The organism is Planococcus halocryophilus (genome assembly GCF_001687585.2).
GTDB classification, from domain to species: Bacteria; Bacillota; Bacilli; order Bacillales_A; family Planococcaceae; genus Planococcus; species Planococcus halocryophilus.
The window spans coordinates 3,410,406-3,424,893 of sequence record NZ_CP016537.2 but is presented as its reverse complement, the minus strand read 5'-3'; the positions used below and the strand labels follow the sequence as shown (position 1 = coordinate 3,424,893).

At 39.3% G+C, this 14,488-nt stretch carries 16 protein-coding genes; 15 read left to right on the top strand and 1 reads right to left on the bottom strand.

Going from position 1 to position 14,488, the window contains the following annotated elements:
- Positions 1 to 490 precede the first annotated feature (490 nt).
- The 15 genes from rpmH (at position 491) to BBI08_RS16740 (ending at position 13,816) form a co-directional block, all read left to right on the top strand.
- On the top strand, positions 491 to 628 hold the full coding sequence (rpmH, locus tag BBI08_RS16810) for a 50S ribosomal protein L34 (protein ID WP_006830546.1): 138 nt from the start codon (positions 491 to 493) through the stop codon (positions 626 to 628).
- Positions 629 to 709: 81 nt separating this feature from the next.
- Positions 710 to 1,051 carry a ribonuclease P protein component gene (gene rnpA, locus BBI08_RS16805; RefSeq protein ID WP_008496258.1) on the top strand — a complete coding sequence of 114 codons (342 nt, stop codon included), beginning with the start codon at positions 710 to 712 and terminating at the stop codon, positions 1,049 to 1,051.
- Between the two features lie 60 nt (positions 1,052 to 1,111).
- Positions 1,112 to 1,891, top strand: a complete 780-nt coding sequence (yidC, locus tag BBI08_RS16800) for a membrane protein insertase YidC (protein ID WP_008496257.1) — start codon at positions 1,112 to 1,114, stop codon at positions 1,889 to 1,891.
- Positions 1,888 to 2,628, top strand: coding sequence for an RNA-binding cell elongation regulator Jag/EloR (gene jag / locus BBI08_RS16795; protein WP_065528369.1), 741 nt, complete (start codon positions 1,888 to 1,890; stop codon positions 2,626 to 2,628). Before yidC ends, jag begins: the two co-directional genes overlap by 4 nt.
- A 266-nt stretch (positions 2,629 to 2,894) precedes the next feature.
- The gene (gene mnmE / locus BBI08_RS16790) at positions 2,895 to 4,280 is read left to right on the top strand and encodes a tRNA uridine-5-carboxymethylaminomethyl(34) synthesis GTPase MnmE (RefSeq protein ID WP_008497652.1); all 1,386 of its coding nucleotides are present in this window, start codon (positions 2,895 to 2,897) and stop codon (positions 4,278 to 4,280) included.
- Between the two features lie 22 nt (positions 4,281 to 4,302).
- The gene (mnmG, locus tag BBI08_RS16785; protein WP_008497651.1) at positions 4,303 to 6,192 is read left to right on the top strand and encodes a tRNA uridine-5-carboxymethylaminomethyl(34) synthesis enzyme MnmG; all 1,890 of its coding nucleotides are present in this window, start codon (positions 4,303 to 4,305) and stop codon (positions 6,190 to 6,192) included.
- 134 nt (positions 6,193 to 6,326) lie between these two features.
- A complete protein-coding gene (rsmG, locus tag BBI08_RS16780; RefSeq protein WP_008497650.1) occupies positions 6,327 to 7,040 on the top strand; it encodes a 16S rRNA (guanine(527)-N(7))-methyltransferase RsmG in 714 nt (237 codons plus the stop codon).
- A gap of 86 nt (positions 7,041 to 7,126) precedes the next feature.
- On the top strand, positions 7,127 to 7,996 hold the full coding sequence (gene noc / locus BBI08_RS16775) for a nucleoid occlusion protein (RefSeq protein ID WP_065528368.1): 870 nt from the start codon (positions 7,127 to 7,129) through the stop codon (positions 7,994 to 7,996).
- A 223-nt stretch (positions 7,997 to 8,219) separates the two neighbouring features.
- Positions 8,220 to 8,981 (top strand): ParA family protein, encoded by a 762-nt coding sequence (locus BBI08_RS16770; protein WP_008497649.1) that lies wholly within the window; start codon positions 8,220 to 8,222, stop codon positions 8,979 to 8,981.
- A complete protein-coding gene (locus tag BBI08_RS16765; RefSeq protein WP_008497648.1) occupies positions 8,974 to 9,807 on the top strand; it encodes a ParB/RepB/Spo0J family partition protein in 834 nt (277 codons plus the stop codon). Before BBI08_RS16770 ends, BBI08_RS16765 begins: the two co-directional genes overlap by 8 nt.
- A gap of 129 nt (positions 9,808 to 9,936) precedes the next feature.
- Entirely contained in the window at positions 9,937 to 10,650 is a 714-nt protein-coding gene (locus BBI08_RS16760) for a DUF554 domain-containing protein (RefSeq protein WP_008497647.1), read from the top strand.
- Between the two features lie 19 nt (positions 10,651 to 10,669).
- Positions 10,670 to 11,563: a mechanosensitive ion channel family protein gene (locus tag BBI08_RS16755; protein ID WP_065528367.1), complete on the top strand. Its 894-nt coding sequence runs from the start codon at positions 10,670 to 10,672 to the stop codon at positions 11,561 to 11,563.
- A gap of 14 nt (positions 11,564 to 11,577) precedes the next feature.
- Positions 11,578 to 11,778 carry a DUF951 domain-containing protein gene (locus BBI08_RS16750; RefSeq protein WP_008427706.1) on the top strand — a complete coding sequence of 67 codons (201 nt, stop codon included), beginning with the start codon at positions 11,578 to 11,580 and terminating at the stop codon, positions 11,776 to 11,778.
- A gap of 88 nt (positions 11,779 to 11,866) precedes the next feature.
- On the top strand, positions 11,867 to 12,967 hold the full coding sequence (gene ychF / locus BBI08_RS16745; protein ID WP_008497645.1) for a redox-regulated ATPase YchF: 1,101 nt from the start codon (positions 11,867 to 11,869) through the stop codon (positions 12,965 to 12,967).
- A 468-nt stretch (positions 12,968 to 13,435) separates the two neighbouring features.
- Entirely contained in the window at positions 13,436 to 13,816 is a 381-nt protein-coding gene (locus BBI08_RS16740; protein ID WP_065528366.1) for a gamma-glutamylcyclotransferase family protein, read from the top strand.
- 13 nt (positions 13,817 to 13,829) lie between these two features.
- On the opposite strand, the gene BBI08_RS16735 is transcribed toward BBI08_RS16740, so the two are convergent.
- Positions 13,830 to 14,387, bottom strand: a complete 558-nt coding sequence (locus BBI08_RS16735; protein WP_008497643.1) for a DUF3267 domain-containing protein — start codon at positions 14,385 to 14,387, stop codon at positions 13,830 to 13,832.
- Between the last annotated feature and the right edge of the window lie 101 nt (positions 14,388 to 14,488).

The following is a 14,488-nucleotide window of genomic DNA, read 5'->3' as shown; positions in this document are numbered from 1 at the left end:
TAGCTCGTCTCCTTTATATTTAACGATATTTTAAAGTATATCATACACAAAATCACAGCTTGTGGATAACATTCGTAAACAAGCTGGTGAGCAACTATCCACACCTTACCCACAATTTGTGGATAACTTATTTGAGTTGAAAATTGTTAACAAGTGAAAACAAGTTAATGTTACCAAAAAAGAATAGACAATACAAGAAGTTCTTTAAGTTATCCACATATCTTTTTTTCTGCACAATTAATCTATCCACAAGGGGTTTGTATGTTAAAAAACTGTAGATAAGGCATGTGGATAATTATTTTTCAAGAAAAAAGAGTGAACAGGAGATTAAGAGAAAAAAAGAAGGATTGTGGATAACTTGATCCAAGTGGAGGAGAGCGGCTTGAGGTGTTTTTTTCATGAAACATTGACATTTACACGCGTAGACCCTTATAATGTACAGGACTGTCTTTAGAAAAATAGTTAACTCTCAATATAGGAGGTGTCATATATGACATTACGCACATACCAACCAAATACACGTAAACACAGCAAAGTACACGGCTTTAGAGCACGTATGAGCACAAAGAACGGACGTCGCGTTATCGCAGCTCGTCGTCGTAAAGGAAGAAAAGTATTATCAGCTTAAGTCCACTGACCGCATCAGTGGTCTTTTTTTTTCTTTTCAGCTCGTTTTGAGCGGGGAGTAGTAAAATAAGCAGGTGAAATAATGAACAAAGATCAACGGATCAAGAAGAACAAAGAGTTCCAGCATATCTTTAAAAAAGGAAAATCTTTTGCGAATCGACAGTTTATCGTGTATGTATTGAAAAGCGAGCAGCCTGAATTTCGTGTAGGACTTTCTGTCAGTAAAAAAGTTGGAAACGCAGTAGCACGTAATCGCATTAAACGTTACATAAGGCAAACTTTCTTGGAATTGAAAGATGATTTATTGCCAAATGCGGACTACATTATCATCGCCCGACCACAGGCGGCCACATTAGATTTTCATGAAAGCAAGAAAAGTCTCGAACATGTATTGAAAATTGCTCGTACATTACCGAGGAAGTAGAAGATTACGCAAAATAGATGTTATTATAGAAGTAATTGAGATTAGTTTGGGGGAAAAAAGGTGAATAAGAAATTAGTTTTGCTCTTTTCACTGATTGCAGTAACCTTGCTGCTTTCTGGCTGTACAGAGTTTGATCAGCCAATCAGTGACCAAAGTGAAGGTTTTTGGAATGAATTTATCGTTTGGCCATTGGTTTCCACTATCACATACTTTAAAGGGTTATTAGGAACTTACGGTTTCGGGATTATCGCAGTAACGATTATCATTCGATTAGTGATGTTGCCGTTGATGATCAAACAAACGAAAAGTTCGAAACGTATGCAAGAAGTACAGCCTGAACTTGTTAAGTTAAAAGAAAAATACAAGTCTAAAGATGCTGTTACACAACAGAAATACCAAAAAGAAATGATGGCATTATTCCAAGAAAAAGGCGTTAATCCAATGGCAGGTTGTTTGCCTGTAGTCATCCAAATGCCTGTGCTAATTGGTTTTTATCACGCAATTAGCCGGATGAATAATACGCCTGAAATCGATTTAGGAGCATTTCTTATTTTCCCACTCGCAGAACCGAGTATTATTTTAGCGGTTATTGCCGGATTGATGCAATTCGTCGTTTTGCGTACAGGACCAGCGATGGACAATCCTCAAATGAGAATCATGATGTATTTCATGCCAGTGATGATCATTGGATTTGGTATTGTATTACCTTCGGCCCTAACATTGTATTGGGTTATCGGAAATATCATTTCGCTTATCCAAAATTTGGTAATTTATCGTCCGTGGGAGAAAAAAGAGGTACAAGAGCCTGTTAAAACGAAAGCAGGAGGGGCTAAAAAGTGAAACAGATTACGCAAACGGGTTTAACTGTTGAAAAAGCGATATCTGAAGCATTAGAAAAACTCCAAGTTACACGTGAAGAAGTGAAGATTACTGTCATTCAAGAAGAGAAAAAAGGGTTTTTCGGTTTTGGTGCCAAAAAAGCAGAGATTGAAGTTACTGTCATTGAAAAAACAACATTTTCTGAACAAAAAACTTCGCCAGAACCAGCTGCTGACATTCTTGAATCACCTGTAACAACGCTTGAAGAAGAGAAAAAGGAAGAAGTTCCTGCTCTTTCAAATGAAAAAGCAATTCAAGAAACGAAGAATTACATCTTATCCATCGCGAAAGACATGAAAATTGATGATTTATCAATCACTCATGAAAAGCGAGGCAATAAAAAAGTTAATTTTTATCTGGAAAGCGAAAAAGTAGCCATGTTGATCGGCAAAAGAGGACAAACCTTGAATTCTCTTCAACAACTTGCTCAACTTGTTGCCAATAAATATTCAAATCAATTTATGATGATTCAATTGGATGCGGAAAATTATCGTGAACGACGTCAAGAAACGCTGGAACAATTAGCAGATCGTATGGCGGATAAAGCAATTCGGACAGGTGGTCGTGTTCAATTTGAACCAATGCCATCTTACGAACGAAAAGTTATCCATCAAACCTTGTCAAGACGTTTAGACATTGATACGTATTCTGAAGGCAAAGATCCTAATCGATATCTTGTCATCGAACCTCATAAATAAAAAAAACCGCCATCTAGGCGGTTTTTTTTATGCTAAATTAACGAAATTTAGCAATATGAAGTACTGTGTCTTTCGATTTCGAGTGCTTTATGCTATTGTAGTATGTTAGAAAGCCATGTGCATTTACTGGTTGTCCACATGTGGACAACTTTTTTTAAGCAAAAAATAAAGAGAAGACTATATATTTTTGTAATCAAGCTGCGCTACTGCTCTGATTGTTATCCACAGAGCATAAGTTGCTGCTTTTCTTAAGAGGGGGGAACATCATGGAATTCGACACAATCGCTGCCATATCGACACCGAGTGGAGAGGGAGCAATCGCAATTGTCCGCTTGAGCGGTCCTGAAGCTGTTGCAATTGCGGACAAGCTGTTCCGAGCTCCAAGCAATAAAGCGTTAGCTTCTCAAGCAACGCATACTATCCATTATGGGCATCTTGAAGATCCGGCTACCGGAGAAATCGCGGAAGAAGTTATGGTATCACTCATGAAAGCACCTAAAACCTTCACCCGTGAAGATGTTATTGAAATCAACTGCCATGGTGGAATTGTTTCGGTAAATCGAGTGCTTGAATTGGCGCTACGAGCAGGGGCAAGGCTTGCTGAACCTGGTGAGTTTACGAAACGAGCATTTTTAAATGGCCGAATCGATTTGTCTCAGGCAGAAGCGGTTATGGACTTGATCCGCGCAAAAACGGATCGTGCCATGGATGTTGCACTTAACCAAATGGAAGGCAAGCTATCAAAGCTAATTGGCACATTGCGTCAAGCCTTACTTGAATCGATTGCTCAAATGGAAGTAAATATCGATTATCCAGAATACGACGATGTGGAAGAAATGACACGTCCGATTATGCTGGAAAAATCGAAATGGGTTCGTTTGGAAATCGATAAATTGCTGCAAACATCCTCACAAGGGAAAATTTTGAGAGAAGGACTTTCAACCGTCATTTTAGGACGTCCTAATGTCGGGAAATCTTCTCTTTTAAACAGTCTTGTTCAAGAAAATAAAGCAATTGTCACAGAAATCGCAGGTACTACCCGTGATATAATAGAGGAATACGTGAATGTCCGTGGTGTTCCATTACGTTTAGTTGATACAGCTGGGATTCGCGAAACAGAAGATATTGTAGAGCGAATTGGTGTTGAACGTTCAAGAAAAGTGTTAAAAGAAGCTGATTTGATCCTTTACGTGTTAAATTATGCAGAAGCGCTGACACCAGAAGATGAACTGTTGTTTGAAACGGTTAAAGATATGGACTATATTGTCGTTATCAATAAAACCGACTTGCCACAGAAAATCGATTTGGAGCAAGTGCAGAAGTTAGCTGGCGATAAATTGTTAGTGACGACTTCATTAGTTGAAGAAGAAGGCATTGATCAGCTTGAAGAAGCGATTGCTGCTTTGTTTTTCAAAGGAGAAATCGAAGCAGGGGACATGACTTATGTATCCAATGTGCGCCACATTGCATTGTTGCATCAGGCACATAAAACCATTTCAGACGCCATTGAAGCCGCTGAAATGGAAGTTCCTGTAGATATGATTCAAATTGATGTTACTCGAACGTGGGAACTTCTTGGTGAAATTATTGGAGATACCGCAGATGACGGTCTCCTAAACCAATTATTCTCTCAGTTCTGTCTAGGGAAATAAAACTCGAAGGGAATGAACGAACATGCCACAATACGAAGCAGGCACGTTCGATGTCATCGTTGTAGGAGCCGGACATGCAGGAGCGGAAGCTGCTCTTGCGTCTGCGCGAATGGGCGCTAAAACGCTTGTTTTGACGATGAATCTGGATATGATCGCATTTATGCCATGTAACCCATCTATTGGTGGGCCAGCGAAAGGTATAGTCGTACGGGAAATAGATGCACTTGGCGGAGCCATGGGGCGCGTTATCGATAAAACACACATTCAAATGAGAATGCTGAATACAGCTAAAGGTCCTGCTGTTCGCGCACTGCGTGCACAAGCTGATAAAGTTCTTTACCAACAAGAAATGAAACGCTTGATGGAAGAAGAGCCAAACTTAAGCTTGCACCAAGGAATTGCAGAAGAATTGATCGTTGAAGATAGCAAAATTCAAGGCCTGATTACTCAAGTTGGAGGTATTTACCGGGCAAAATCTGTCGTGATTACGACAGGCACTTTCTTGCGTGGGGAAATCATTATTGGGGATCTGCGTTATTCTAGCGGACCGAATAATCAGCAACCTTCTATTAAATTGGCAGAAAACCTGGAGAAACTTGGTTTTGAAACGGTTCGGTTTAAAACAGGAACACCTCCGCGTGTAAACAGTAACAGCATTGATTACAGCAAAACAGAAATTCAGCCTGGAGATGATGTACCGCGTGCATTTAGTTACGAAACGACTGAATACATTACGGATCAATTACCATGTTGGCTAACGTATACAAATGAAGAAACTCATCAAGTAATAGATGATAATCTTCACTTGTCACCTATGTATTCTGGAATGATTAAAGGAACGGGTCCGCGTTATTGCCCTTCAATCGAAGATAAAGTGGTGCGTTTTAACGATAAGCCGCGTCATCAAATCTTTTTAGAACCAGAAGGCCGTAATACGCGTGAGGTTTACGTACAAGGCCTTTCAACTAGTTTACCTGAACACGTCCAGCGGAAGCTTTTAGAATCGATTCCAGGGCTTGAGAAGGCCGAAATGATGCGTGCAGGATATGCCATTGAGTATGATGCGATTGTTCCAACACAATTATGGCCGACGTTAGAGTCAAAACAAATCGAAAATCTTTATACAGCAGGACAAATTAATGGAACATCCGGTTACGAAGAAGCAGCTGGTCAAGGACTGATGGCAGGAATCAATGCAGCTGCAAAAGTATTGGGCAAAGAAGAAGTAATCTTAAGTCGTTCTGATGCATATATCGGTGTATTAATCGATGATTTAGTAACAAAAGGGACAAATGAACCTTATCGTCTACTAACATCACGTGCTGAATATCGCTTATTGCTACGTCATGACAATGCAGATATGCGTTTAACTGAACTTGGATATGCGATTGGTATGGTGAAAGAAGATCGTTATGTGAAGTTTCTTGCGAAAAAAGAGCGGATTGAAGACGAGATTAAACGCTTAAGAAGCATCATGATCAAGCCAAATGAAATGACCCAGCAAGCGATTCGCGATGCAGGGGGTAGTGAATTAAAAGATGGCATTCGTGGAGCGGATTTATTGAAGCGTCCAGAAATGACTTATGATATGATTTCACAGTTAATCGCTTCTCCTGTAGAACTCGAGAATGAAGTGAAAGAACAAGTTGAAATCCATATTAAATATGAAGGCTATATTGAGAAATCATTGATGCAAGTTGATAAACTCAAAAAAATGGAAAACAAAAAGATTCCTGATAATATCGATTATCATGCAATCTCTGGAATTGCCACTGAAGCTCGCGGCAAGCTGGCAGAAGTTCGCCCGTTGTCAATTGCGCAGGCGTCACGCATCTCTGGTGTGAATCCGGCTGACATATCTATCTTATTGGTGTATATTGAACAAGGAAAGATTGCGAAAATCTCTGTTTAATAAGAAAAGCCGAAAATTTTTCTTCTAATTAACGCAAGTCAACTAAAGGCATAAGCTAGACAATAGAATGGACTGGCTCACACCAGTCCATTTCTTAATTTACATAAAGAGTAAGAAAGAGGGAGGAAGCTAGTTTGAATGAACAACAGTTTAAAGATGCCCTCAGTGAAAAAGGGATCGTCTTAACCGATACACAACTCGAACAATTCAGGATCTATCATAAAGAACTAGTTGAATGGAACGACAAGATGAACCTCACGGCAATTACAGAACAATCGGCTGTGTATTTAAAACATTTTTATGACTCTATAACTGCAGCATTTTACTTGGATTTCACAAAACCTATGAAAATTTGTGATGTTGGTGCCGGTGCAGGATTCCCCAGTATCCCACTAAAAATTTGTTTTCCCCATATTGAGGTTACGATAGTGGACTCTTTAAATAAACGCATTCAATTTCTTCAACACTTGAGTGGTGAACTTAGATTGACTAAAGTTCAATTTGTTCATTCAAGAGCAGAGGACTTTGGGCAATCTACTCATCGTGAAAGCTACGATGTCGTAACAGCACGTGCTGTGGCACGGTTATCAGTACTAGCCGAACTATGTGTCCCGCTTGTTAAAAAAGGCGGCGTCTTTGCAGCAATGAAAGCAGCCACAGCTTCAGATGAATTAGATGATGCGGAAAAAGCATTGCAAAAACTAGGTGTAAAGCTAGAAGCCGTTCACTCTTTCTTATTACCAATAGAGGAAAGCGAACGGTACATTCAAGTATTTAAAAAATTCAAAGAAACACCAAAGAAATATCCGCGGAAAGCTGGAGTACCAAACAAGTCACCAATCTCATAATGTTTCACGTGGAACATTAATTTTGAGAGCAATAAGGTGATTAATATTCAGCTAAAAAGTGAGCTTGTAAAAGGTGGTGCTTGAGGATGAAAAGTCCTTTTTCTCGTTTCTTCGGAGGCGGAGATAAAGCAAATGATACAGCGAAGAAGGAAACAGCAGAACACAAAGGTTCAGCGTCAGAAGAAGTCATGAAATTGCCGCTCGATAAAATACACGCAAATAAATACCAGCCAAGAACAATTTTTGATGAAGAAAAGATCGAAGAACTTGCACGGACCATCCATGTCCATGGTGTTATTCAACCGATCGTAGTCAGAAATTCTGAAAGAGAAGGCGAATATGAAATAATCGCTGGTGAGCGACGTTTCCGTGCAATGAAATCGCTCGAGTGGACAGAAGTACCGGCCATTATTCGTGATTTGAGTGATAAAGAAACGGCATCTATCGCTTTGATAGAAAACCTTCAACGCGAAGAACTTACGTCGATAGAAGAAGCGCATGCTTACCGGAACTTGTTAGATATACAAGAAATTACACAAGAAGCTCTAGCACAACGTCTTGGTAAAGGCCAATCAACAGTTGCAAATAAGCTACGTCTGTTAAAATTGCCGGAAGAAATACAGACAGCTTTACTTAATCGACTGTTAACAGAACGGCATGCAAGAGCTTTGTTGCAAGTAAAAGATGCAGAACAACAAAAAAAGTTATTTGATGAAACCATTGAAGAAAGCTTGAACGTAAAGCAATTAGAAGCGAAAGTAACTAAATTACTTTCAATAGAGCCAAAAAAACCAAAAGCCCTTAAAAAAGCCTTTAGTAGAGATATGCGCATTGCGATGAATACGATTAAAGAATCTTTAAGCATGGTTTCTAAAAGCGGCATCGATTTAACTACAGAAGAAGAAGAACACGAAGAATACTACCAAATCACCGTTAAAATTCCGAAGAAAAAATAACGAAAAGCTCTTTCCAAGTTTGGAGAGAGCTTTTTTAATGATTAGAACATCGTATTGTTGAAAAATTTTGATACAATAGAAAAATAGGAACCACCTATGAAAGGAAGGTTCTGATCTTTAGCGAACAAAATGTTGTATCAAGCTGTTTTTAACGTCAATAAAATAGCTAAAATATAGATTCCGCAGTAAAATAAAGAAAGTAATAAAGAAAGTTGGTGCAAGTGTGGGGAGAACTATTGCGATCGCCAATCAAAAGGGCGGCGTAGGAAAAACAACGTCTTCAGTGAACTTAAGTGCCTGCCTTGCTTATTTAGGCAAAAAAGTTCTTTTAATAGATATCGATCCTCAAGGAAATGCTACGAGTGGAGTAGGGATCAACAAAGGCGACGTCGAAAAATGCATTTACGAAGTGTTAATCGATGACATCTCTGTAAAAGATACAATAATGGAAACAAAGGTAGAAAATTTGCATGTAGTTCCTGCCACTATTTCTTTAGCTGGAGCTGAAATTGAATTGGTTTCAACCATTTCAAGAGAAGCCCGCTTAAAAAATGCGTTAGAAGAAGTCAAAGATATGTACGATTACATAATCATTGATTGTCCACCGTCTTTAGGATTATTGACCTTGAATTCATTAACAGCTTCTGATGCAATCATTATTCCAGTACAATGTGAATATTATGCATTAGAAGGACTAAGCCAATTATTGAGCACGATTCGATTAGTGCAAAAACATTTAAATCACGACTTGATGATTGATGGTGTTTTACTGACAATGTTAGATGCACGTACAAACTTAGGTGTGCAAGTAATTGAAGAAGTGAAAAAGTATTTTCAGGATAAAGTGTATAAAGTTATTATTCCAAGAAACGTAAGATTAAGTGAAGCACCGAGTCATGGAGAGCCAATTATTATTTATGATCCGAAATCCAGAGGCGCAGAAGTGTATTTAGAATTGGCAAAGGAAGTGATTGATAATGGCTAAAGGATTAGGGAAAGGCATTAATGCATTGTTTCCTGGAGAGACAATTAGTGATACAGATAAAGTAAACCAAATCAATGTTGGCGAAATCCAAGCCAATCCATATCAACCACGAAAAATATTTGAGCAAGTAGCTTTAGAGGAATTGGCAGAATCCATTAAAGAACATGGGATTTTACAGCCGATTGTCGTACGGAAAGCGGGAGAGAAGTATGAAATTGTGGTTGGCGAACGTCGTTTCCGTGCAGCGAAGTTAGTTAAATTGAAAAAAGTTCCAGCGATTATTAAAGATCTATCAGATCAGCAAATGATGGAACTTGCTATATTAGAAAACCTTCAACGCGAGGATTTAACACCGATTGAAGAAGCAGAAGCTTACCAAAAGTTAATGGAAGCTTTAAGCTTAACTCAAGAGCAGCTAGCCTTCCGCTTAGGTAAGAGTCGTCCTCATATTGCCAATCATATTCGTCTTTTGTCATTACCCGAGGATGTTCGGAAACTCATCTCTGACAAAGAATTATCAATGGGTCATGGACGCACATTATTAGGATTGAGAAGCAAGAAACTTATTCCGGAAACTGCTGAAAAAGTGGTTAAGGAAAACTTGAATGTTCGTCAATTGGAAAATCTAGTACAACGTTTAAATGAAAATGTTCCACGTGAAACAATTGAGAAAAAGAAAGATATTTTTATAGAAGAAAAACAATCAGAACTGAGAGATCGTTTTGGTACAAAAGTTCAAATTAAGAAAAACAAGAACAAAGGGAAAATTGAGATAGAATTTTTCTCGGAAGACGATTTAGAACGGATTTTAGAATTATTAAGCTGACGAGTGCCTATTTCCTGGAAAAGGGGAATAGGTTCTGTTTTTGATAAGCAGAAAACTAAATAACGCTCTCAAAAGAGGGAGAAGAGGAACTTGCTGTAAATGAGGCAAGGGTGAAGGGGGAGAAATGTAATGGTTCTCTTAGGAACATTGATAAATGCAGTATTAATTATAGTGGGAACCATACTTGGAAGAGCTCTTCGAAATATTTCTGAAAAAATGAAAGAAACGGTTATGTATGTAATTGGCTTATCAGTAATTGTGTTGGGGCTGGATATGGGATTAGGAAGTCAAAACTTCGTAATTGTCATCATCAGTTTAGTGCTAGGTACAGTTATTGGAGAGTGGGCAAATTTAGAAGGCAAGTTAAATGATTTTGGTCATTGGATTGAACGTATACTGGGAGCAAAAGAAAGCAAAGGTAGTTTAGCGCAAGGATTTGTAACAGCGACGTTAATATTTGTTATTGGAGCAATGGGGATTATTGGGGCGATGGAAAGTGGCCTCAGTAATGAGCATGGGGTCCTAATCTCTAAAGGGATTATAGATGGATTTACTTCTATTATTTTAGCTTCTACACTTGGATTTGGCGTTATGCTTGCGGCAATCCCTGTATTTGTCTATCAAGGATTGATCGCGTTATTTGCTACTCAAATTAGTTTGGCGATTCCTGCTGATGCGCTAGATATGTTTATTTTAGAAATGAGTGCAACAGGCGGTGTTATGATTGTCGCCATTGGTTTAAATTTGATGGGTGTAACAAAGATTAGAGTAGCAAATTTATTGCCAGGGATAGTAGTAGTCGGATTAGTCGTTTCGGTTATGTATAATTTTAATTTGATGTAAAAACCGGGAAGGTGAAAGAGTGAATGTTGAAAAAATAATACAACGGATTTTAACCGTAATGTCTGACGAAGCCATGTGGGTAGGGTTATTCGTTGTTTTTTTGAAAGTTATTTTAATTACGGTAGTTGCAATTGTCTTGGTGAAAGTATTGCGTATGTTAATTCGGAAAACTTTTTCTGTCCGCATCAAAGGCCCGCTTGTTTATAATGAGCGGAGACAACAAACTTTATCGAAATTATTGTCGAATGTCGTGGCTTATGTTGTATATTTCATAGCAGTTGTATCTATACTCGCGGCCTTTACGATCGATATTACAGGACTCATTGCTGGTGCTGGGGTTTTAGGATTGGCAGTAGGGTTCGGCGCACAAAACTTAGTGCGTGATGTCATTACTGGCTTTTTCATTATTTTTGAAGACCAGTTTTCTGTAGGGGACTATGTCCGTATCGGTGTTGCTGAAGGAACTGTAGAAGAAATTGGATTACGGACAACGAAGGTAAAAGCATGGACTGGAGAATTATTTATTTTCCCAAACGGCAATATAATGGATGTTGTGAATTTTTCAATTCATAACTCAATTGCGGTGGTCGATATCAATATTTCGTATGAATCGGATATTAAGCGTGTAGAAGAATTAATCATGGAGTTTCTAAATAGCTTACAAGAACGATATGAACAAATCATTAAGCCTGCTGAGTTGCTCGGGGTACAAAATTTAACGACGACTGAAGTGGTTATGCGGATTACAGCAGAAACGATGCCAATGCAGCATTTTGCTGTAGCGCGAGAAATACGTCGTGATTTAAAAGACTTCTTAGATCAACGCGGGGTCGAAATTCCTTACCCGCGCATGCTGATGGTACAGCGATCGCCTGTGGAATCTAACATAACGAAAAATGCTAACAATGAATAAAAGGAGACAAATTCATGGAAATGAAGGATTTTGGACTGAATGACATAGTGGAAATGAAAAAAGGCCATCCTTGTGGAGCAAATGCATGGAAAATTATCCGCATGGGAGCAGACGTCCGGATTAAATGTGAAGGTTGTCAGCATAGTGTGATGCTCCCTCGTATGGAATTTAATAAAAAGATGAAAAAGGTTTTAGTAAAAGCTGAAAGTGAATGAAAAATGGACAATTTCAAGTTTCGTTCTTATAATGGAATGGTTGTGTAAAAAATAATTCGTTTTATATAGAGGAAAGGTTGTGCATCCTATGGCATTAACTGCAGGGATTGTAGGGTTACCAAACGTGGGGAAATCCACATTATTTAATGCAATAACTAAAGCGGGTGCCGAAGCGGCAAACTACCCGTTCTGTACAATAGATCCAAACGTTGGAATTGTTGAAGTTCCAGATGAGCGTCTTGATAAATTGACGGAATTAGTGGAACCGAAAAAAACCGTTCCGACGGCTTTTGAGTTTACGGATATTGCAGGGATCGTAGAAGGCGCAAGTAAGGGTGAGGGATTAGGCAATAAATTCCTATCTCATATCCGTGAAGTTGACGCGATTTGCCAAGTTGTTCGTTGTTTCGCTGACGACAACATTACGCATGTAACGGGTAAAGTAGATCCGATTTCTGATATTGAAGTTATTAATTTAGAGTTAATCTTAGCTGATATGGAAAGCATCGAAAAACGCATTGTGCGTGCAGCAAAATTAATAAAACAAAAAGACAAAGACGCGGTTGCAGAAGAGCCAGTGCTTATGAAATTGCGTGATGCCTTTGAAAACGGTCAATTGGCACGTTCAATCGATTTCACAGAAGATGAGTTGAAGATTGCAAAAGGTTTGAACTTATTAACAATCAAACCAATGCTTTACGTAGCAAACGTTTCAGAAGATGAAATTGCAGATGCTGACAACAACGAATACGTACAAACCGTCCGTGATTTCGCTACGAAAGACAATGCAGATGTTATCGTGATTTGTGCGAAAATCGAAGAAGAAATGGCTGAGCTTGAAGATGAGGAAAAAGAAATGTTCCTTGAAGAGTTAGGCATTAAAGAATCTGGCTTAGACCTGTTGGTTAAAGCTTCATACAGCTTGCTTGGACTAGCAACATATTTCACAGCGGGCGTTCAAGAAGTGCGTGCATGGACATTCAAAAAAGGCATGAAAGCACCACAATGTGCCGGCGTTATTCACTCTGACTTCGAACGCGGATTTATCCGTGCAGAAACAGTTGCTTACGATGACTTGGTCGAAATTGGATCAATGGCAGCAGCAAAAGAAGCAGGAAAAGTACGTCAAGAAGGTAAAGAATACATCGTCAAAGACGGCGACGTAATGCTATTTAGATTTAACGTCTAAAAGCGGAAACGACCGTCATGCTCCGACCGGCGTAAGACGATTTGGCGAAGCGGCGTTCTTGGCCGCACAGCCAGAGTGGCTTACGACCCGAGGAGCAGGTCGTTGCAGCTGGATAAGACTAAAAGCGAGGATGGCCGTTAAGATTCGACAGGCATAAGACAAACCGACGAAGCGGCGCTTTTTGCCGCACAGTTGGGATGGCTTATGACCCGAGAATCTGGCCACCGCAGCTGGATAAGACTAAAAGCGGAGGCGCCTGTCTAGTCCCGACAAGCGCTGGAGACCCTGCAGGTAATGGCGTTCTTTGCCATTGCAGGTAGGGGCGAAGCGACCTCGAGGGGCTAGGCGCCTTAGCTGGATAAGACTAAAAGCGGAAACGACCGTAATGCTCCGTTGAACGAAAGGTTACAAAACTAAAAAATAACCGGATGCCTCACCGCATCCGGTTTTTGCATGGAGGAATTGAAAATGTTGTTATTTGTATACGGAACGCTGAAACAAGGCGGGAAGTATCATTGTTATTTGGATGAAGCTGAATTAGTGGAAGAACGAGCAACGGCAAAAGGATCTTTATACGACACAGGAATGGGTTACCCGGCAATGGTTTTATCGAAGGACTGCCAAGTTGAAGGAGAAATATACGACATTCCAGACGTTTTATGGCCGGCTCTAGATTATCTTGAAGATTATTCGGGAAATCCTGAAATAGATTTGTACGATAAAAAGAAAATTCAAGTAGAAGTAGATGGCAAGGCTGTCGAAACGCTTGTTTACCTTGCAAAAGATGAGAAATTATTAAAAAAACCAATCCCCACAGGAAATTGGGAAGTAAGATATTCAGTAATATAAAAAAGCACCGAAATTAATCAGTGCTTTCATGATCAGGGTTTTGATCGTAAACATGAAGACGCGGCAGCGAAGGATCATCAAGGATCCATGCCGCGTTTTTTTCTTTGCGCAATTCGTTATACATGATAAAGTCGCCAAAAGCACCTGCGGTCAGCATAGCGCCTAAAAAAACGAGTACTTGGCTATCAAACCAAAATCCTAAAACAGTCGGGATAAAGGCGGTTGTCCAAAAAGGTAAGAGCAATGCTTTGCGCATAGCGTGATTCTGTATAGGTTTATTCGTAGTGGCATACGCAATACCGAGTTGTAGGTTTACACCGTAATTCAATGAAGAGATTGGTACTTTTCCGAATAATACAAAGCCGATTAAGTGAAAAAGTTCATGTAAAACAATCAGCACCAAATAACCAGTTACAAACAAAGAAATTCCTATTAAAGAAAAGCCGAACGATAGCGGCTCATTAAAAAGATGATAAAAAACAGCGAATACAATCAGCAAAGCGGCATTAAACCACAGTGCTTTGGGTGCTATTTCATCCATCTTTAACTCGATGATTTTAGAAGTTTTCATGGCTTCACGTCCTTTAGGATCTATGGTGAAAAGTATAGCTGATTTGAAAGTCAAAAACATGCTTGCGAGAGCTTAGTTACTATGATACAATACAGTGATGT

What these genes read in the sequence shown, in the direction of transcription:
- rnpA (WP_008496258.1), top strand. Translation starts at nt 710, where the DNA reads ATGAACAAAGATCAACGGATCAAGAAGAACAAAGAGTTCCAGCATATC.
- mnmE (WP_008497652.1), top strand. Translation starts at nt 2,895, where the DNA reads ATGGAATTCGACACAATCGCTGCCATATCGACACCGAGTGGAGAGGGA.
- BBI08_RS16735 (WP_008497643.1), bottom strand. Translation starts at nt 14,387, where the DNA reads ATGAAAACTTCTAAAATCATCGAGTTAAAGATGGATGAAATAGCACCC.
- BBI08_RS16740 (WP_065528366.1), top strand. Translation starts at nt 13,436, where the DNA reads ATGTTGTTATTTGTATACGGAACGCTGAAACAAGGCGGGAAGTATCAT.
- noc (WP_065528368.1), top strand. Translation starts at nt 7,127, where the DNA reads ATGAAAAGTCCTTTTTCTCGTTTCTTCGGAGGCGGAGATAAAGCAAAT.
- BBI08_RS16760 (WP_008497647.1), top strand. Translation starts at nt 9,937, where the DNA reads ATGGTTCTCTTAGGAACATTGATAAATGCAGTATTAATTATAGTGGGA.
- BBI08_RS16765 (WP_008497648.1), top strand. Translation starts at nt 8,974, where the DNA reads ATGGCTAAAGGATTAGGGAAAGGCATTAATGCATTGTTTCCTGGAGAG.
- rpmH (WP_006830546.1), top strand. Translation starts at nt 491, where the DNA reads ATGACATTACGCACATACCAACCAAATACACGTAAACACAGCAAAGTA.
- ychF (WP_008497645.1), top strand. Translation starts at nt 11,867, where the DNA reads ATGGCATTAACTGCAGGGATTGTAGGGTTACCAAACGTGGGGAAATCC.
- BBI08_RS16750 (WP_008427706.1), top strand. Translation starts at nt 11,578, where the DNA reads ATGGAAATGAAGGATTTTGGACTGAATGACATAGTGGAAATGAAAAAA.
- mnmG (WP_008497651.1), top strand. Translation starts at nt 4,303, where the DNA reads ATGCCACAATACGAAGCAGGCACGTTCGATGTCATCGTTGTAGGAGCC.